Source organism: Lactobacillus amylovorus DSM 20531, from assembly GCF_002706375.1.
GTDB classification, from domain to species: Bacteria; Bacillota; Bacilli; order Lactobacillales; family Lactobacillaceae; genus Lactobacillus; species Lactobacillus amylovorus.
Genome location: NZ_CP017706.1, coordinates 1,989,065 through 2,008,198 on the forward strand (window position 1 = coordinate 1,989,065; position 19,134 = coordinate 2,008,198).

The window sequence follows — 19,134 nt, forward strand, 5'->3', positions numbered from 1 at the left end:
TGGCTTTTTTATTTTTGCCCTTGACAAAACACCAAAAGCAAAAGTAAATTAATTCCAGTAATTAATAGGAATAGATTAATTATATGGAGTTGAGTTATGAGTAAAAAGAATAACGCGCCCCAGCTGCGTCGAACAATGACTGCTGGCCAAATGGAAATGATTTCACTTGGTGGAGCAATTGGTGTCGGCTTATTTATGGGGGCTACGTCAACAATTAAGTGGACTGGTCCTTCAGTACTTTTGGCCTATATGTTTGTGGGCTTGATTTTGTACATTGTTATGCGAGCACTCGGAGAAATGCTTTACATCAATCCGGGTACAGGTTCATTTGCGGATTATGCAACAGAATACGTTCATCCCTTAGCTGGATATTTAGCCGAATGGGCCAATGTCTTTGAATATATCGTTGTTGGTATGTCAGAAGTGGTGGCCGCGACAGAATATCTGAAATATTGATGGCCGAATATCAGTGCTTTATGGTCGGGGATCATCATTATTGCATTTTTGCTTTTAGCCAATTTAGCTAGTGCCAAGGCATATGCTTCACTGGAATTCTGGTTTGCGATGATCAAGGTAATCACCATTATTTTAATGATTGTTTTGGGCTTCATTGTTATCTTCTTCGGTGTTGGCAACGGTGGTAAGCCAACTGGTTTCAGCAATTTATGGGCTCATGGCGGTTTCTTTACTGGTGGCGTCAAAGGTTTCTTCTTCTCAATGTCAATTATCGTTGGTTCTTATGAAGGAATCGAACTTTTAGGTATTTCAGCTGGTGAAGTTGCTCACCCACAAGAAGCAATTGTTAAAAGTGTTAAGTCAGTTTTATTTAGAATTTTGATTTTCTACGTGGGTGCGATCTTTGTTATCGTGACTATTTATCCATGGAATAAATTGAGTAGTCTTGGTTCACCATTTGTAACTACTTTTGCTAAAGTAGGAATTACTGTGGCAGCTTCAATTATCAACTTTGTTGTGTTAACTGCGGCCTTGTCAGGTGCCAACTCAGGAATTTATTCATCAAGTCGAATGCTGTTTAAATTGTCACATGATGGTGAAGCACCTAGTCCTTTCAAGCATATTTCCAAGAGAATCGTGCCTGATCGCGCTATTATGGGTATCTCAGGTGGTATCTTTATTGGTTTTGTCTTGAACGTAATTGCCTCACAATTTAATCATTCTGCTTCAGACTTATTTGTTATTGTGTTCAGTTCATCTGTTTTACCAGGGATGATCCCATGGTTTGTGATTTTGCTGGCCGAACTTAGATTTAGAAGACACAATAAAGATAAAATGGCCACTCACCCATTTAAGTTGCCACTTTATCCATTCACAAATTATTTTGCCTTTGCCATGCTCTTAGTAATTGTAGTTTTCATGTTCATTAATCCTGATACGAGAATCTCAGTTATTGTCGGCGCATTGGTCTTGATTGTTGCAACAGTCGTCTACCTGATTAGACATAAAGGCGAATTTAAGAAAAATTAATGAAAAAGATGATTCAGTTCATCAATTCTATTTTGCTTAAAAATACTAAATCTTGTAGTTTGCATTATCAAATACACCAGATCTATGGTATCTTAAACAAGATGAAAACTTGAAAGGTGTGTAGAAAATGGCAATTCTTGAACAACCATATTTGGATCTTTTGCAAAAGATAATGACTGAAGGCCATGACAAGAGTGATCGAACCGGTACGGGTACCAGAAGTTATTTTGGTGCACAAATGCGTTTTGATTTATCAAAAGGCTTTCCATTATTAACGACTAAGAAGGTTCCCTTTGGTTTGATTAAAAGTGAACTTCTCTGGTTCTTACGTGGCGATACCAATATTCGCTTTTTGCTAGAACATAATAATCATATCTGGGATGAATGGGCCTTTAAAAATTGGGCAACTAGTGCTGAATACCAAGGCCCCGATATGACTGATTTCGGTTTGCGTAGTCAAAGTAACCCTGAATTCAACAAGCTTTATCAAGCAGAAATGAAAAAGTTTGATCAAAGAATTCTTGATGATGAAGACTTTGCCAAAAAGTATGGCAATTTAGGCGATGTATATGGTGCCCAATGGCGTCATTGGCAAAAGCGCGATGGTGGTTTTATTGATCAAATTGCCAATGTGATTAAACAAATCAAGGAAACACCTGATTCACGCAGAATGATTGTCACTGCCTGGAATCCAGAAGATGTTCCAACCAGTGCACTTCCACCATGCCATGTAATGTTCCAATTCTATGTTGTTGACGGTAAAATTAGCGTGCAACTTTATCAAAGAAGTGGCGACATGTTCTTAGGTGTGCCGTTTAATATTGCTTCATATGCGCTTTTACTTAATATGATTGCGCGTGAGACTGACCTTGAAGTGGGTGAATTTGTTCATACGCTAGGGGATGCTCATATTTATCGCAACCACTTTGATCAAGTAAAGGAATTGCTTTCCCGTAAGCCTTATGATTCACCACAACTTTGGCTCAATCCTGAGAAGAAGCACATTGAAGATTTTGAAATGAAAGATATCAAGGTAGTAGATTACAAGCACCATGGTACGATTAAGGCACCAGTTGCGGTTTAGGTGATAGCATGATCGAATATGTTTGGGCAGAAGATAAAAAAAGACAAATTGGCGTAGATGGTCATTTGCCATGGCATTTGCCAGCTGATTTAAAGCATTTTAAGGAAAAAACGATTGATCATCCGATCTTAATGGGCAGAAAAACTTTCACTAGTTTGCCAAAATTACTACCAAGAAGAAAGCATATTGTTTTAACTCACAGTGAAGAGTTGAAAGCTAAATGGCAAGATAATGATCAAGTTGAGATTTTAACTTCGATAGAAGAAATGAATAAATATCTCGCTGATCACCAAGCCGAAACTATTTGTGCGATTGGTGGCGTATCAATTTTTAAGGCATTGCTTGATCAAGTTGATGTGCTGGAAAAAACTGAAATTGATGGGATTTTTAGGGCAGATACAGTTATGCCAGAGATTGATTATTCTCGGTTTAAATTGGTACATAAAGAGCCTCATGATGTAGATAGTAAGAATAAATATCCTTATACTTTTTTAACCTATGTTAGAAAAGACTAAAAACTATTTAAAAAGACTCGCAGATTTGCGAGCTTTTTTTGTTCTCGGTTATAATAGAATATATTAATTATTTACTGGGTAATAAAAATGAACGAAGAAAAAACAAATTTAGAAACGGGCCTAACTAGTAGCCAGGTTGAGAAGCATATTCAAGCTGGTGAAGTAAATAAGGCCGTTGATGATCAATTTAAAACAAATAAACAAATCATACGAGAAAACTTGTTTACTTACTTTAACTTAATTTTCTTGGTTTTATCGATTTTGCTGATCTTTGTAGGTGCATATAAGGATCTGACTTTCTTGCCGGTTATTGTTTTAAACACCGTGATTGGAATTGTGCAGGAAATTCGTGCTAAAAAGATTTTGAGCAAGTTGAACGTGATGAACACGACCGAAATCGTGGCTTTGCGTGATAGTAAAGAAGAAAAAGTCCCGATTGAGAAACTGGTTAAGGGAGATCTTGTTTTATTAAAGACAGGTGATCAGATTCCTGCCGATGGAAAAGTTGTTAAGGGCAATATCCGGGTCAATGAATCTCTTTTAACCGGTGAATCCGATGAAATTACTAAAGAAGTCGGTGACGATCTGATGTCAGGCTCCTTCGTGGTTTCAGGTTCTGCCTATATGCAATTAGAAAAGGTAGGTAAAGAAAGCTACATTTCTAAGTTGACTATTAAAGCTAAGGCAATGAGCAGCAGAGAACAATCAGAAATGGTGCGCTCAATCAATAAATTGATTAAATGGGTCGGTATTATCATTATTCCCCTGGGCATAGCACTATTTTCGATGAGTTTCTTTGTCAACCATATGTCGCTATACCGCAGTATTGTTTCTATGGAAGCCGCAATTATCGGTATGATTCCGGAAGGATTATATCTTTTAACGACGATTGCCTTAGCATTGTCCGCAGTACGTTTGGCCCGCAAACAGGTAATGCTGCATGATATGAAGAGTGTAGAAACACTTGCCCGTGTTAACGTCCTTTGTGTTGACAAAACAGGTACGATTACTGAACCAAAACTGAGTGTAGAAAGGGCAGTTGTTTCTAAGGATTTTAAAGGAAATAACTTAGATCAACTCATTGGTGATTTTTCGGCCAGCATGCCAGCAGATAATGCAACAATGAAGGCAATTCATGAGCATTTTACTGAAAATAGTGGTAAGCAAGCTAGTGGCATTTTGCCTTTTACTTCTGTTAATAAATACAGTGGTGTAATTTTCGATGATCATACCCTTTTAATCGGTGCGCCGGAAATGGTCTTGCGTGATCAATTTGAACAGTATAAAGATGAGTTTGAACGATATGCTGCAACTGGCTACCGTGTTTTGATCGTTGCTAATTATCCTGGTGTTTTAACTGAAGATGATTCGAAATTAACTAAACCGGTTGAAGTATATGGCTACATTCTGTTGTCTAATCCAATTAGAAAAGAAGCTAAGGATACCTTTGAATACTTTGCTAAACAGGGTGTAGAAATTAAAGTTATTTCTGGTGATAATCCGGTAACTGTATCAAGAGTAGCTAAACAAGCTGGTATTAAAAATGCCGATAAGGATATTGATGCCCAGGAAATACCAGATGATGGTTATGAGGATGCAGTGAAAAACTATAGCGTCTTTGGTAGAGTTAAACCAGAACAAAAGCGTAAATTCGTTAAAGCCTTACAAAATTTAGGTAATACTGTAGCCATGACTGGTGACGGTGTTAACGATATTTTGGCGATGAAGAAAGCTGATTGTTCAATCGCAATGGCCTCCGGTAATAGTGCTGCCGTTCAAGCTTCCCAGGTTGTTTTGCTTGATTCCAATTTTGCTAAAATGCCACAAGTGGTAAATGAGGGGAGACAAGTAGTTAACAACATTCAACGTTCAGCAAGTTTGTTCTTGGTAAAGAATATCTTCTCATTCTTGATGGCGATTTTCTCACTAATAATGGTAATTAATTATCCATTGCAGCCATCACAAATTACGTTGATTTCTGCTTTCACGATTGGTTTGCCATCATTCCTCTTAGCTCTAGAAAGCAACCACAATCGTATTCGTGGTCAATTTATCCCAAATGTTTTGGCAAGAGCGATCCCAGGTGGGGTAACCGATATGTTGGCCGTAAGTATTTTGGTAGTTGCAGGAGGCTATATTTCACTTGATCATAACGATGTCGGCACTACTGCTACTTTATTGCTAGTAGCAGTTGGTGCAATGGTTTTGTACCATATTTCAGCACCGCTTAATAAATTCAGAGCATTGGTAATGTTTATTTCGTTCTTAGGACTACTGCTCGCGATTATTTTCTTACATGATTTATTTTCATTGACAATGATTTCTGATAAAGCAATATTTGTTTTGCTTGTCTTGTTCTGTGCAGCTACGACAATTTTCCGTTGGTTATCAAGAATCTTGGATGGCGTGCAAGAAGTGCTAGTCGTCTTTGATCAAAAAGGCAAGAATATGACATTTGCAGAACTACACGAAGCATATCAACGTGGTCGAAAAAGCGTATGGTGAAAAGAAAGAGATATCTGTTTGAAAAATCAGATATCTCTTTTTACTTTATCTCAATGATTTACGATAGCCAGCACGTCTAGCAGCAGCTTCTGAAGGGAAGTAGACTGCATTAGCTGAACTCATATGATAGTTTTCACCACTAGCAACGTGGTAGATCTTGCTGCGTTTATTGCCAATTACTTGGTAGTTTGCAGTAGAAATCTTATGTTTAATATTATGAATAGTTCTGACTTTAGTTACATGTCGAGTGGAATGCCTTTTAGCTTTTACATGTTCAGCAATCGTGCTTGAACCATGTTTGACGTGGCTAGTACCATCTTTATAGTTTAAAACTACGCCAGGCTGCTCATTAAAGATATAAACATTGAAGTCAACGGCATTGCTGCCAAGAGACTTGGCTTCCATTTCAACGCCGTTTGCTAACAAATCATTACCCTTAAAAATCGGAGTAACTCTATAGCGAACGTAATTACTTGAAGAGTCTTTCAAATAATCGGCAACTTCATTTTCGTACTTGAGCATGTCTGGATCGTTTAATTCACGTGTTCCAGTAATTAGGTTGCGCGGATTATTATTTTGACCGGTTAATTGATAGCCAATTAGGTGACAACGGTTGTAAAGCCAGCCACTAGCAATGCGTTTGTTGTGCCAACCAGTTGGATCCCAAGTCAAACCGGCTCTTGGACTATGGGGCATCAATCTCTTATTCAAAAGGGCATTAGCCGCCTGAGCTCTATTTAAGTAATCTAAATTACTGTATTTTTGCCAAGGACCATTTTTCTTTGACAACGTACTTTTAGAGAAGCGCGGTTCATTATGGTCGACCGTAACAATTTCTTGTTTATGAAATTTCAGATTAGCGAGTGATTTATCTGAAACGGCATAAACGGTTTGGTTATTGCATGGGACATTAGTATTGGCGAAGGAAATCAAGCCTACTGCCGCTACTAATGAGAGAGCAAAACTTCGAAAGTGATTTTTCTTCATTTCTTTCTCCTTAGCAATTATTAAATTATAAGATATAACCACATTATAAAATAAAACCGCTTACTCAGAAGAATAATTAAAAAATATATTGACTAGATTAAAAAATGATGATAACTTATTTATAGCAAATTATTAATCAAACATCTTGAAGAGCTGAGTAACTAGTTTCCTATTTATAAAGAGAACTAACGTGGTGGTGAAAGTTAGCAAATAGGCCCTAGCGAATATGGGCTTGGAACGATGACTGGTAGTGATATTTAGCTATCAGCGGATTTGCACCCGTTAACAGTGCAGGCTATTAATTTGATAGCCAATGAGATTTATCGCGTGAGTGATAAATGAATTAAAGGTGGTAACACGAGCATTCGTCCTTTTAGGATGAATGCTTTTTTTATTTTCATTATTAGGAGTTGAGTTACATGCGTAAGCGTAGACGGAGAAATACGATTATTTGGACAATTATCGGCGTTTTAATCTTAATTGCTGGTTGGTTTAGTTTTGGATCAGGAATTCCAAGTAAAACCCAAGCCAAGACTGTAACAGTTGGTGTTGTCTCACAAAGTAAACAAGATGCAGCTATTTGGAGGAGCGTTGCTCAAACGGCTAAAGATAAATATGGTATTACGATTAAGATAAAGAATTTTACTGATTACAACCAGCCAAACAAGGCTTTGAAATCTGGCGATGTTGATTTGAATGCTTTCCAACACTACGCCTTCCTTAAAGCATGGAACAAGTCAAATGGTGGTGGTGTAGTTCCAATCGGTAAAACTTATATTGCACCAATTCGTTTGTACTCTAAGAAATACAAGAAGTTGTCTCAATTGCCAGATGGTGCAACTATTGCCATTCCAAATGATGCAACTAATGAATCAAGAGCATTGTTTGTTCTTAAAAACGCTGGCTTAATCGGTTTAAGAAAGGGCAAGACACTTGTTACTGTAGCCGATATCACTAAGAACCCACGCAACCTTAAGTTAAAGGAAGTTGGTGCTGAACAAACTGGTCGAGTAATCAATTCAGTTGATGCTTCAGTAGTTAACAACGACTATGCTGGTCCAGCTGGTTTAGGCGATAAGCAAACTATTTACGTTGAACCAGTTAACAAAGATTCTAAGCAATGGATCAACATCATTTGTGCTAAGAAGGGTCAAGAAAACAACCGACTTTACAAAGATGTGGTTAAGGCCTACCAAACTGAAAAGACAAAGAAGTTGACTAAGCACTACTACGGTAATTCACAAATTGCTGCTTGGGATATCAAGATTAAGTAGGAGGGGTTAGAATGAGCATTATTCAATTAGATCATATTGATGTAGATTTTCCTCAAAAAAAGGGTAAAGTTGTCAAAGCAGTTAGCGATGTAACTTTGCACGTTGAAAAAGGCGATATTTATGGAGTTGTCGGCTTCTCTGGTGCCGGTAAGTCAACCTTGGTTAGAACGATTAACCTCCTGCAACATCCTAGCAAGGGTAATATCAAGGTCAACGATGTCGATTTTGTTAAAGGGGGCAAACAAGTTATTTCTAATAAACAATTGCAACTGGAACGTCGAAAAATCGGCATGATTTTCCAAGGTTTCAACCTATTAAATGAAACAACGGTTTTAGAAAATGTTGCTTTTGCATTAAAGCACGCAAAACTTTCCGATGAAGAATTAGAAAAACGTTCATTAGAATTGCTTGATTTAGTTGATTTGAAAGATAAGGCTAACTTTTATCCAGTTGAATTATCAGGTGGTCAGCAACAAAGAGTAGCTATTGCTCGTGCTTTAGCTAACCACCCCGATATCTTGATCTCTGATGAAGCTACTAGTGCGCTTGATCCACAAAATACACAACAAATTTTGGATCTATTGAAGCGACTCAATAAGCAATTAGGTTTGACTGTAGTTTTAATCACCCACGAAATGGATGCCGTTAAGAAGATCTGTAATAAGGTTGCTGTAATGGAACACGGTAAGATGATTGAAAAAGGTAATTTGCGTCAAGTCTTCTTGCATCCTAAGAAGGAATTGACTAAACGCTTTGTTGGTGGTGGCCTTGAAGCTATTCAAACTTTAGAGGCCTTGAACCTTGGCAAGCTAGAAGCAAATGAAGAGGTATATCAACTAGTTTACAGCATTGCCAATGTGACTAAGTCCATCATTATTGAACTTTACCGTCAAATTGGAGTAGAGGTTTCAATGCTTTATGGTAACGTGGAACTATTAAATGGCGAAGCGATCGGTACTTTGGTTGTTTTGGTTAAAGGGGATGCCGATAAGCAAAAGCAAGCTAGAGAATTCTTGGAGAAGCAAAACGTTACTTTGACTAGATTGGATGAAAAGGGGAATTTAGATGATTAGTTGGTTTGAAAAAGTTTGTCCAAATGTCTTACAACTCGGCTGGGGCGGAGACGCTGGCTGGGGAACTAGTATCTTTCAAACATTATTCATGACTTTTTGGGCCACAATCTTCGGTGGCATTCTTGGAATTATTTTTGGTGTTTTGCTTGTTGTAACCAAAGAAGACGGTATTCGTCCAAACAAGTTCTGGTATAACGTTTGCGATAAGATCGTTTCAATTTTTAGAGCTATTCCATTTGTAATCTTGCTTGCCTTTGTTGCACCTGTTACGCAAAAGATTGTTGGTACTCAAATCGGGATGAAGGCAGCCTTAGTTCCATTAACTTTAGGTGTTTTCCCATTCTACGCTCGTCAGGTACAAGTTGCCCTTGAAAGTGTTGACACAGGTAAAGTAGAGGCTGCTCAAAGTTTAGGCGCAACTGTTTCAGATATCATTTTTGATGTTTACTTACGTGAATCACGTTCAGAATTAATCCGCGTTTCAACAGTAACCATCATTTCATTGATTGGTTTAACTGCAATGGCTGGTGCCATCGGTGCCGGTGGTTTAGGTAACACAGCTATTTCATATGGTTACAATCGTTTTAACAATGACGTTACCTTAGTTGCTACTGTCTTAGTAATTATTTTGATTTTTATTGTACAAATTGTTGGTGACTTCTTTGCTAAAAAGATGAACCATCAAAATAGGTAGAAATTTTTAAGATGAGATCTAGGCTATCCTAGATCTTTTTTCTTTAATTGAAAAAGAAAGCCTTTACAGGTATCATAAAAGGTGATTGAAAACTAACAAAAACCTTATGCTTATGTAAAGAGGAAAAATAATGAGCGAAGAAAACTATCGTATTGAAAGCGACACCATCGGTCCTGTAAAAATTCCTAAGGATGCTTTGTGGGGTCCACAAACGGAAAGAAGTCGCAATAACTTTCCAAGCGGTGAGTTAATGCCTTTACAAATCATCCGTGCATTTTTGCATTTGAAGAAGGCTGCTGCCGAATCAAATGTGGAAGTTGGGGATGAACCTAAGGAAAAAGGTGAAGCAATTGAAGATGCAATTGATCATCTTTTAGCCTTGAGCGATGAAGACTTAAGAAAGGACTTCCCACTTCACGTTTTGCAAACTGGTTCAGGTACGCAAAGCAACATGAACGTCAACGAAGTTGTTGCTAACTTAGCTAACAAGTTGCACCCAGGTTTGAACATTTTGCCAAACGATGACGTTAACCGTGGTCAATCTTCTAACGATACTTTCCCAACAGCAATGAACATCGTTGCCGTTGAAGCACTTGATAAACTTGAACCAGCTGTTCAACACTTAATTGAAGAATTAGTAGTTAAAGAAAAGAAGTACTGGAAGACTGTTAAGGTTGGTCGTACTCACTTGCAAGATGCTACTCCTTTAACTTTTGGTCAAGAAGTTTCAGGCTATATTTCAGCACTTAAACATGACTTGTCATACATTCAAGAATTAAAGCCAACTCTTTATGAATTGGCCATTGGTGGTACTGCAGTAGGTACTGGCTTGAACGCAGCTCCAGGCATGACAGAAAAGATTGCCGGTAAATTATCAGAAGTCTACGGCCATGAATTCAAGGTAAAGACCAACAAGTTCTGGGGCTTAGCTCACCACTCAGGTCTTGATGTAATGCATGGTGCACTTAAGACGCTCGCAGCCGACATGTTTAAGATTGCTCAAGATATCAGATTCTTGGCATCAGGTCCAAGAGCTGGTTACGGTGAATTAAATATTCCTGCTAACGAACCAGGTTCAAGTATCATGCCAGGTAAGGTAAACCCAACTCAAGCCGAAGCTGTAACTATGGCTGCTGCTAAAGTATTTGGTAATGATACCACGATTACTTTTGCTTCAAGTCAAGGTAACTTTGAAATGAACGTCTTTAAGACTGTCATGATTGCTTCATTCCTTGATTCTTGTGATATATTAACTGGTACAATTACTGGTTTTGCTGATAGAATGATTCATGGCTTAACTGTTAACGATGAAAGAATGGATGATTTGCTTGAAAACTCATTGATGACAGTTACTGCTTTATCACCACACATTGGTTACCATGCGGCTGCTAAAATTGCCCAAGCTGCACAAAAAGAGGACACTACTTTGAAAGAAGCTGCCTTAAAGAGCGGCAAGGTTACCGAAGAGCAATACGATGAATGGATGGACTACATGAAGATGACTAATGTCGACAAGTCCACTCCAGAAGAATAATAGGGGATATTATGCCAAATAATAAAGAATTAAAAAATAAATATGATGCAATAATTGTTGGTTCAGGTGGTACTGGTTTAACAGCAGCACTTCAAGCTCGTGAACTTGGTTTGAATGTTGTTATTTTGGAAAAGAACGGTAAAACTGGTGGTAACACTAGTCGTGCTTCTAGTGGTATGAACGCATCTGAATCATTGGTTCAACTTGATGAAGGAATCATTGACAACAACCGTGACTTTTACGAAGAAACTTTAAAAGGTGGCGGTTTATTAAACGACCGTGCAATGCTTAAGTACTTTGTTAACCACTCCGCTATTGCAATTAGCTGGTTAATGAAATATGGCGTTCATTTGACTGATTTAACCATTACCGGTGGGATGAGCGTAAAGAGAGCTCACCGTCCAGGTTCAATGGAACCAGTTGGCTTTTATTTGACTTCACGTTTAACTAACCAAGTTAAAAAGGCCGGTGTAGATATCTTTACTGGTGCTAAAGTAACTAAATTGTTGCAAGACAAGAATGGCAATGTTAACGGCGTAGAAGTTGAAACTGATGAAGGCGTTAAAACAATTAAGGCTAAGGCAGTTTTGCTTGCTACTGGTGGCTTTGGCGCTTCTAAAGAAATCATCAAGAAGTATCGTCCAGATTTAGTTGACTACAAGACTACCAACCAACCAGGTGCTACTGGCGATGGGATTAAGCTTGCTAAAGAAATTGGTGCGCAATTGATGCAAATGAACTTTATTCAAGTTCACCCAACTGCAGATACTGATAACCCACACGTTTACTTAATCGGTGAAGGTTTACGAGGTGAAGGTGCTATTTTGGTTAACAAGGCCGGCAAGCGTTTTGTTAACGAATTAAACACCCGTAAAATTGTTTCAAGTGCGATTACTGGTTTAAACGAAGACGGTGCATACTTGGTATTCGATTCAGGTGTTCGTGCTCATTTTGAAGCTGTAGAATTTTATGACCACATTGGCTTGGTTAAGGAGGGCAGCACTTTGGCTGACTTAGCTAAGGAAATTGATGTTGATCCAGAAAACTTAGCTGCCACAGTAGATGAGTGGAACAAGGCCGTTGAAAACCACAAGGATAAGGAATTTGGCAGAACTACTGGTATGGATCGTGAATTAAACCGTGGACCATACTACGCTATTCACATTCACCCAGCTATTCACTACACTATGGGCGGAATTCATATCAACACCGAAACTCAAGTATTGGATACCAACGGTAACGTAATTAAAGGTCTTTATGCAGCTGGTGAAGTTTCTGGCGGACTTCACGGCAACAACCGTATTGGTGGTAACTCAGTTGCTGAAACGGTTATCTTTGGTCGCCAAGCTGGTATTCAAATGGCTAAATACGCTAGAGAACACAAATAAATCTAACCGAAAAAGAGACAATGAGAGTTGTCTCTTTTTTCAATATATTTGTTAAGAAAAGCACAATATTAACGTAATTAATTAATAAATAGTGTCTAATGTAAGCGCTTAGTGTATAATGGAACATGTAGAAAAATTACGTTTATGAAAGGACTAATATAACTTATGAGTAGAAAAGTATTTCTTGTTGGTGATGGTGCCGTAGGTTCAACTTTTGCAAATGACTTATTGCAAAACGCTACTGTTGATGAATTGGCAATTTGCGATGTAGCTAAGGATCGTCCAGTTGGTGACTCAATGGACCTTGAAGATATCACTCCATTTATGGGTCAAACCAACATCCACCCAGCTGAATACAGCGACGCCGGAGATGCTGATGTTTGTGTAATTACTGCTGGTGTTCCTCGTAAACCAGGTGAAACTAGACTTGACTTGGTAGCTAAGAACGTTAAGATCTTGAAAAGTATTGTTAAGCCAATCGTTGACTCAGGCTTCAAGGGTGTATTCGTTGTTTCAGCTAACCCAGTAGACATTTTGACTACTTTAACTCAAAAATTGTCAGGCTTCCCTAAGAATCGTGTAATTGGTACTGGTACTTCACTTGACTCAATGCGTCTTCGCGTTGAACTGGCTAAGAAACTTAACGTTCCAGTTGCTAAGGTAAACTCAATGGTTTTAGGTGAACACGGTGACACTAGCTTTGAAAACTTTGATGAATCAATCGTTGATGGTAAGCCACTTCGTGACTACGCTGAAATCAACGACGACGTTTTAAGCGAAATTGAAACTGATGTCCGCAAGAAGGGTGGTAAGATTATTGCCAACAAGGGTGCTACATTCTACGGTGTTGCTATGATGCTTACCCAAATCGTTAGTGCTATTTTGGATAACCGTTCAATCTGCTTGCCATTATCAGCACCAATCAACGGTGAATACGGCATTAAGCACGACCTTTACTTAGGTACTCCAGCTGTTATTAACGGCAACGGTATCGAAAAGGTTATCGAAACCGAAATTTCGGATGCTGAAAATGCTAAGATGATCAACTCAGCTGATAAGATGCAAGAAGTTTTATCAGGTATTGAACTTTAATTGATATAGATATATTAAGAAAAAGGCGTTCATTGAACACTTTTTTTGCTTGCTAGATAATACAAAAGAAGGTATTATTATGATTAAAGAATTAATAAAAAATTAGAGACTAACGAGGTAGGATATGACAGTTATTTCTGATCAAGAGATCGCAGACTTTTCTGCCGATTTCAATACTAATAGCAAAAATCAAGTTGCTTCACGTGCTGCTCGTCGTAGCGGATTACTTGAAGCATCCTTTAACGATCGCGTTTCAGAACGTTTAAACCATGTTTTTTCAACTGAACTTGATGTAGATGGCGTGACTGACCAAAAGCATTCTGGTCGTTGCTGGGAATTTGCCACATTGAATGTTTTGCGTCATTACTTTGGCAAGCAAAACAAAGTAAAAGATTTCACTTTCTCACAAGCTTATAACTTTTTCTGGGATAAGATTGAACGTGCAAATGCCTTTTATGATGCAATGATCCGTTTGGCTGATAGGCCACTTAACGACCGCGAAGTGCAATCATGGTTAGCTTTTGCTGGTGAAGATGGCGGCCTTTGGAGCATGGCCATCAACCTAGTTAAAAAATATGGTGTTGTACCTTCATACGCAATGCCTGAAAGTTTTAACTCCAACAATACTACTGGTTTGATCGATTCTTTAGCACGTAAGGAAAGAAAAGATGCTATTGCTTTACGTAAATTAGTGAGTGAAGGCAGTTCACAAGATGAACTTGAAAAGGCTAAGAAGCACTTTTTGAATGAAGTTTATCGCATGGTATCTGTTGCCTTAGGCGAACCACCAAAGAAGTTTGACTTGGAATACCGCGATGACGACAAGAAATATCACTTGGAAAGAGACTTAACTCCACGTGAATTCGTACAAAAGTATTTCAAGGACTTTAAGTTTGATGATTATGTAGTTTTATCAAACTGTCCTAACCACGAATTTAACAAGCTTTACCATATGCCACTTTATGACAATGTTGATGGCGGTGATCAAATTAAGTTTTTGAATGTGCCAATTGAATACTTGGCTCAAGCTGCTGTAGCACAACTTAAGTCTGGGGATGCCGTAATCTTTGGTAACGACGTTTTGAAGCAAATGGAAAGAAAGACTGGTTATCTTGATACCGAACTTTACCAAACCGATAAATTATTTGGTGTTGATACCAAGATGAGCAAGGCTGATCGTTTAGCGACTGGCGAAGGTTTTGCTACTCACGATATGACCTTAGTCGGTGTTGATGAAGATCACGGCCACATTCGCAAGTGGAAGGTTGAAAACTCTTGGGGCGATAAATATGGTCACAAGGGCTTCTACGAAATGAGCCAACCATGGTTTGAAGATTATGTTTACGATGTCGTAGTTAGAAAAGAATTTTTGACTGATGAACAAGTTAAATTGGCAGAAGGCCCAGCAATCGACCTAAAGCCATGGGACAACATTGGTTAATAGCTCAAAGCCTAGTTTTTACTAGGCTTTTTTCTTTTGCCTATAAAAATAACAAGTTATTTATGAACTAATCTCACAAGTTAATATATTTTTACAAAATACTAAAAAATAGATATTTATTTGAAAAATGTTTAAATTTTGAATAAAAAGTATATAATACTATGTGAAAACATTCATTTTTAAAATTTAGTTTATTAAAGCTAAGCAGGGGAAGAAAAAATTAAATATCTAGAAAGAGTAAACTACAAAGGCTTTATTTGGCCTTTAGTAGTGGGGATTGTGTTGTGGCTGATCACTCCGTGGCGGCCTAGTGGATTAACTCCTCAAGCATGGGAAATGTTTGCTATTTTCGTAGCGACTATTGTGGGATGTATAACAAAGCCGCTCCCAATTGGTAGTACCACGCTTTTAGGGATGGTTGTAACTGTCTTGGTTGGAATTGCTCCAGTTAAAGACGGGGTTAACTCAAAAGGTGTTGTCGTTCAAACTGGTATTTTGAGTTCATTCGGTAACTCAGCTGCCCGGTTAATTGCGATGGCCTTTATCATGGCTCACGGTATTAGCAAGACTGGTTTAGGTAACCGTGTCGCATACCTCATGATTAAACGTTTTTGTAAAAAATCAATTGGTATCGGTTATGCGATTACTGGTTTGGAATTGATTATGGGTGCTTTGATTCCATCAAATAGTGCTCGTACTGGTGTGTTACTTGGCTAGTAGTTGAATCAATTTCTAATGCTTTTGGCATTCACTGGCGCAATCAACGCATCAACCACGCACTATGCTAACGGTCCAGCTTCTATTTTGGCTACGACGGGCTATGTCAAACAAAATGAATGGTGGAAGATGAACTTTGTTTTAGGTATCGTCTACATCTTGATCTTTGGTATTGTTGGTACTTTATGGATGAAAGTTATTGGCGTCTGTTAAAAGTAAAGTCAATCTGGGAGAACCAGGTTGCCTTTTTGTGTAATAGAAAGTAAGGAAAAATGGAATTTAAAACAAATGATAATGTAACTTTACATTACAGTGATACTGGTGAAAAAGATAAGCCAGTTTTGCTCGGAATCCCAGGAATCGGTGGTTCTAGTCAGATGTGGCGCGATTTAATTAACTTATTTAAGAAGGATTATCGCTTCATTATGCTGGATCCAAGAAACCAAGGAAAATCTGAACGTACTTATCGCGGACAACGCATTAGTCGTCATGCCGCAGATTTAGAAGAATTACTAGTTAAACTAGACTTGCATGATGTTGTTGCAATTGGCAACTCCATGGGTGCCGCCAACATCTGGGCTTATTTATCCATCTATGGCAAGGGTAGACTCAAGGCAATGGTTGACTTGGATCAATCACCAAAGATGATCGCCGACAAGAATTGGAAGTATGGTTTTAAAGATCTAAATTGGGATAACTATCCTGAAATGTTAAAGCTAGATTTTGGCAAGGCTTTTTATCACCATATTGATGACGAAATGTTTGAAGCAGCTAAGAAGGAATATCAAGAATTTCCTTATGATCCGGAAGAAAACTATAGCTGCTTAGTTGAACATGCTGAGCAAGATTGGCGCGACGTGGTCATGGATATGCCTGTGCCACTTCTTGTAATTGCTGGGGCTAAATCGCCATATTTCAATCCTGATTTTATTAAGGCGGTTAAATTCTTAAATGATCAGGTAGAAACTGCTCTAATTCCTGAATGTGGTCACTTACCACAGGCAGAACAACCTGAAAAAACACATGAGATCATCGCTGATTTTTTGAAAAAATTAAAAATTTGGTGATTAAATTGAAATAATTACTTGTTATTAATGCTTAGTAAGGTGGCATGTTTATGGACAAAGTCGTTGATTTATTTTTAAACGACTCCTCGACTAGAAAAAAGTGGGAACAATTGCTAACTTCTCTGGGTTTGCATGATTTTAGCGAGCGAGAAGTAAATGTGATTGATCACACAATTGGCTTGGTCGACGAAGATGGTAATTTAGTGGGAACCGGTAGTGTTAGTGGCAATGTTTTGAAGTATATCGGTGTTAAAAACGATAATGCTTGAACAAGGTAGTCACCAATTTGATGAATTACCTAACCCAAGAAAAGACTTTCCATTACTTTATTTTCACGAAAGCAAAGTATGCGGCAAGCTTTGAACACTTGCACTTCAATCTCTTGGCGAAAACTGACGAGGCAGCCTTTCTTGAAAATGGTACGCCTGATATCCAAGACTACTTGCATGACATGCCCAAGATTGACGATCAAGCTAATAAGAAGATCGCTGCGATTGTGATGAATGCTAATCCGTTCACGCTAGGTCATAAACATTGACTTCCGGTACAATAACATTTCATGGCCTAACAGATACTAAAGAATCTCCATTGATTATTATTAATGTTGGAAAAAATGAAAATCTGACTTCATTATCGTCTGCTGCCAATATGGATTTATATTATGGTAATGAAAAAATCGATTCATAAGAATATCATAAATATTCCAATCGTATTTTATGGAATTTTGGTAGCAATTTACAAGAATTGAAAATTGCTAATGGTCATTTCATGGGAAGTATTTTAGCTCCCAATGCTGTATTTGATACTGGATTTAATGTAGATGGTAACATAGTGGCTAAAGAAGTTACTATTGGTAGTGAAAATCACCGTTGGGATTGGATGATGCCAGCTTATCCAGTTGTTCCTAATCCCCAACCAGAACCTGAACCAGAGCTCCAACCTAAACCAACACCAAATTCTGATCCTGAACAACCTAACTTCTTCCCACCAGCTCTAAAGATTCAGACGAGCCGGAAACACCTCAATTTGGTGAACCCCAAGTCAAAACTCATTTACCTGATGCAGGTACAGTTAGCCAAGCTCCAGCGACCAACAATAATGAGGAAGTATTCTTTCAACCTCAAGCAAAACGCCATTTTGGCAAAGCAGTACTGACCGATAAAAAGACAAAAACAGTTAAAAAAGCCAAGACTGCTACAACCGCAGTTAAGGTGGATAAACCAGTTATCAAACATATCTCAGTAAAAAAGGTAGTCACTCCTCAAGTTAAAAAAGTAAATAAAAAGGTGGCAACTACACTTCCACAAACTGGACAAAAGCAAAATCATGTTACTTTACTTGGTTTGGTCTTAGGCGCTGTATCAATAATGATCGGCTTCTTCGATCAAGCCAAGAAAGAATAAATTAATCCTTAATAAACTTATGTCCCAAAAAGTCCGAGCAATCGGGCTTTTTCTTTTGCAAACAAAAAAGTCCACGTTTCCGTGGACTATATTTGCGTATACAATATTCATTCCTTGCGTATTTTTATTATTGCATATTTGGAATTAGATTTCACTTATTTTGTCTTGAAAACAATTTTTTGTTAAAGTAAGAAAACAAGTATTTTTGAGGGGGAAAAGTAGATGGAGAGTTGGCTATTTTTAGCCTTAATTTTAGTAGTAGCATTAGTTGGAAAAAATATGTCATTGATTATTGCGACAGGGGTTGTGATGCTATTCAAATTACTACCTTTTACCAGTAAATGGCTGCCAACAATTCAAGCAAAAGGAATCAACTGGGGCGTGACTGTCATCTCAGTCGCAATCTTAATCCCTATTGCTACCGGACAGATTAGTTTTAAAGACCTAATCAAAACTTTTAAAACACCAGCAGGATGGATCGCAGTTTTAGCAGGTATCGCAGTCGCTATTTTATCTAGATATGGCGTTGACCAATTAGCCGCCGTACCACAAGTGACCGTTGCCTTAGTGCTCGGTACGATCATCGGTGTGGTGGTCTTCAAAGGCGTGGCAGCTGGCCCCGTAATTGCCAGCGGTATGACATATCTAGTGATCACCTTATTTAATCTGCACTTTTAGATGTATAATTAGAAAAAAGAAGGTGGACTAAATGACAATAATTGTTCACGAAAATATCGGTAAAGAACTAGACGATTATCTAGAACGACGTTTGCGCAATTATGAAGTAATTACACCGCCAATACCTAAAAAGCCAGAAATCGTTACCTTAGAAGACGACGATAAAAAGAAGAAACATCATAAAAAGGATCGCTAAA

The 19,134-nt window shown here is 38.1% G+C and carries 15 protein-coding genes and 4 pseudogenes; 18 read left to right on the plus strand and 1 reads right to left on the minus strand.

The window, feature by feature from the left end; translation table 11 throughout:
- Positions 1 to 96 precede the first annotated feature (96 nt).
- The 4 genes and pseudogenes from LA20531_RS10205 (at position 97) to LA20531_RS10220 (ending at position 5,589) form a co-directional block, all read left to right on the plus strand.
- Positions 97 to 1,485, plus strand: a pseudogene (locus tag LA20531_RS10205) (amino acid permease).
- Between the two features lie 127 nt (positions 1,486 to 1,612).
- A complete protein-coding gene (locus LA20531_RS10210; RefSeq protein ID WP_056939314.1) occupies positions 1,613 to 2,569 on the plus strand; it encodes a thymidylate synthase in 957 nt (318 codons plus the stop codon).
- Positions 2,570 to 2,577: 8 nt separating this feature from the next.
- Positions 2,578 to 3,084, plus strand: a complete 507-nt coding sequence (locus LA20531_RS10215) for a dihydrofolate reductase (RefSeq protein ID WP_056939315.1) — start codon at positions 2,578 to 2,580, stop codon at positions 3,082 to 3,084.
- A gap of 87 nt (positions 3,085 to 3,171) precedes the next feature.
- Entirely contained in the window at positions 3,172 to 5,589 is a 2,418-nt protein-coding gene (locus LA20531_RS10220; RefSeq protein ID WP_056939316.1) for a cation-translocating P-type ATPase, read from the plus strand.
- A 45-nt stretch (positions 5,590 to 5,634) separates the two neighbouring features.
- Here the strand turns inward: LA20531_RS10220 and LA20531_RS10225 are convergent, their stop codons facing one another.
- Positions 5,635 to 6,576, minus strand: a complete 942-nt coding sequence (locus LA20531_RS10225) for a DNA/RNA non-specific endonuclease (RefSeq protein WP_056939317.1) — start codon at positions 6,574 to 6,576, stop codon at positions 5,635 to 5,637.
- A 419-nt stretch (positions 6,577 to 6,995) separates the two neighbouring features.
- On the opposite strand from LA20531_RS10225, the gene LA20531_RS10230 reads away from it, so the two are divergent.
- From LA20531_RS10230 to LA20531_RS11295, 14 genes and pseudogenes are all read left to right on the plus strand, one after another.
- The gene (locus tag LA20531_RS10230; protein ID WP_056939318.1) at positions 6,996 to 7,850 is read left to right on the plus strand and encodes a MetQ/NlpA family ABC transporter substrate-binding protein; all 855 of its coding nucleotides are present in this window, start codon (positions 6,996 to 6,998) and stop codon (positions 7,848 to 7,850) included.
- An 11-nt stretch (positions 7,851 to 7,861) separates the two neighbouring features.
- Positions 7,862 to 8,923, plus strand: coding sequence for a methionine ABC transporter ATP-binding protein (locus tag LA20531_RS10235; protein ID WP_056939319.1), 1,062 nt, complete (start codon positions 7,862 to 7,864; stop codon positions 8,921 to 8,923).
- On the plus strand, positions 8,916 to 9,617 hold the full coding sequence (locus LA20531_RS10240) for a methionine ABC transporter permease (RefSeq protein WP_056939320.1): 702 nt from the start codon (positions 8,916 to 8,918) through the stop codon (positions 9,615 to 9,617). The genes LA20531_RS10235 and LA20531_RS10240 overlap by 8 nt, the downstream gene beginning before the upstream one ends.
- Positions 9,618 to 9,747: 130 nt before the next feature.
- Complete coding sequence (locus LA20531_RS10245; RefSeq protein WP_056939321.1) at positions 9,748 to 11,151, plus strand: class II fumarate hydratase; 1,404 nt, start codon at positions 9,748 to 9,750, stop codon at positions 11,149 to 11,151.
- Positions 11,152 to 11,162: 11 nt separating this feature from the next.
- Complete coding sequence (locus LA20531_RS10250) at positions 11,163 to 12,539, plus strand: flavocytochrome c (protein WP_056939322.1); 1,377 nt, start codon at positions 11,163 to 11,165, stop codon at positions 12,537 to 12,539.
- 165 nt (positions 12,540 to 12,704) lie between these two features.
- A complete protein-coding gene (locus tag LA20531_RS10255; RefSeq protein ID WP_056939323.1) occupies positions 12,705 to 13,631 on the plus strand; it encodes an L-lactate dehydrogenase in 927 nt (308 codons plus the stop codon).
- A 124-nt stretch (positions 13,632 to 13,755) separates the two neighbouring features.
- Positions 13,756 to 15,072 (plus strand): C1 family peptidase, encoded by a 1,317-nt coding sequence (locus LA20531_RS10260; protein ID WP_056939324.1) that lies wholly within the window; start codon positions 13,756 to 13,758, stop codon positions 15,070 to 15,072.
- Positions 15,073 to 15,291: 219 nt separating this feature from the next.
- Positions 15,292 to 16,002 (plus strand): annotated as a pseudogene (locus tag LA20531_RS10265) (anion permease).
- A 59-nt stretch (positions 16,003 to 16,061) separates the two neighbouring features.
- Positions 16,062 to 16,856: an alpha/beta fold hydrolase gene (locus LA20531_RS10270; protein WP_056939326.1), complete on the plus strand. Its 795-nt coding sequence runs from the start codon at positions 16,062 to 16,064 to the stop codon at positions 16,854 to 16,856.
- Between the two features lie 50 nt (positions 16,857 to 16,906).
- Positions 16,907 to 17,391 (plus strand): annotated as a pseudogene (locus LA20531_RS11955) ([citrate (pro-3S)-lyase] ligase); the annotation flags it as partial.
- 173 nt (positions 17,392 to 17,564) lie between these two features.
- A pseudogene (locus tag LA20531_RS10285) lies at positions 17,565 to 18,011 on the plus strand (choice-of-anchor A family protein); the annotation flags it as partial.
- Positions 18,012 to 18,067: 56 nt separating this feature from the next.
- Positions 18,068 to 18,259: an LPXTG cell wall anchor domain-containing protein gene (locus LA20531_RS10290; protein ID WP_013641799.1), complete on the plus strand. Its 192-nt coding sequence runs from the start codon at positions 18,068 to 18,070 to the stop codon at positions 18,257 to 18,259.
- A 222-nt stretch (positions 18,260 to 18,481) separates the two neighbouring features.
- Positions 18,482 to 18,937: a DUF441 domain-containing protein gene (locus tag LA20531_RS10295; protein WP_056939329.1), complete on the plus strand. Its 456-nt coding sequence runs from the start codon at positions 18,482 to 18,484 to the stop codon at positions 18,935 to 18,937.
- A 31-nt stretch (positions 18,938 to 18,968) separates the two neighbouring features.
- Positions 18,969 to 19,133, plus strand: a complete 165-nt coding sequence (locus LA20531_RS11295; protein WP_013437729.1) for a hypothetical protein — start codon at positions 18,969 to 18,971, stop codon at positions 19,131 to 19,133.
- Position 19,134: the final 1 nt, after the last annotated feature.

What these genes read in the sequence shown, in the direction of transcription:
- LA20531_RS10245 (WP_056939321.1), top strand. Translation starts at nt 9,748, where the DNA reads ATGAGCGAAGAAAACTATCGTATTGAAAGCGACACCATCGGTCCTGTA.
- LA20531_RS10230 (WP_056939318.1), top strand. Translation starts at nt 6,996, where the DNA reads ATGCGTAAGCGTAGACGGAGAAATACGATTATTTGGACAATTATCGGC.
- LA20531_RS10225 (WP_056939317.1), bottom strand. Translation starts at nt 6,576, where the DNA reads ATGAAGAAAAATCACTTTCGAAGTTTTGCTCTCTCATTAGTAGCGGCA.
- LA20531_RS10250 (WP_056939322.1), top strand. Translation starts at nt 11,163, where the DNA reads ATGCCAAATAATAAAGAATTAAAAAATAAATATGATGCAATAATTGTT.
- LA20531_RS10255 (WP_056939323.1), top strand. Translation starts at nt 12,705, where the DNA reads ATGAGTAGAAAAGTATTTCTTGTTGGTGATGGTGCCGTAGGTTCAACT.
- LA20531_RS10215 (WP_056939315.1), top strand. Translation starts at nt 2,578, where the DNA reads ATGATCGAATATGTTTGGGCAGAAGATAAAAAAAGACAAATTGGCGTA.
- LA20531_RS10240 (WP_056939320.1), top strand. Translation starts at nt 8,916, where the DNA reads ATGATTAGTTGGTTTGAAAAAGTTTGTCCAAATGTCTTACAACTCGGC.
- LA20531_RS10235 (WP_056939319.1), top strand. Translation starts at nt 7,862, where the DNA reads ATGAGCATTATTCAATTAGATCATATTGATGTAGATTTTCCTCAAAAA.
- LA20531_RS10220 (WP_056939316.1), top strand. Translation starts at nt 3,172, where the DNA reads ATGAACGAAGAAAAAACAAATTTAGAAACGGGCCTAACTAGTAGCCAG.
- LA20531_RS10270 (WP_056939326.1), top strand. Translation starts at nt 16,062, where the DNA reads ATGGAATTTAAAACAAATGATAATGTAACTTTACATTACAGTGATACT.
- LA20531_RS10260 (WP_056939324.1), top strand. Translation starts at nt 13,756, where the DNA reads ATGACAGTTATTTCTGATCAAGAGATCGCAGACTTTTCTGCCGATTTC.
- LA20531_RS11295 (WP_013437729.1), top strand. Translation starts at nt 18,969, where the DNA reads ATGACAATAATTGTTCACGAAAATATCGGTAAAGAACTAGACGATTAT.
- LA20531_RS10295 (WP_056939329.1), top strand. Translation starts at nt 18,482, where the DNA reads ATGGAGAGTTGGCTATTTTTAGCCTTAATTTTAGTAGTAGCATTAGTT.
- LA20531_RS10210 (WP_056939314.1), top strand. Translation starts at nt 1,613, where the DNA reads ATGGCAATTCTTGAACAACCATATTTGGATCTTTTGCAAAAGATAATG.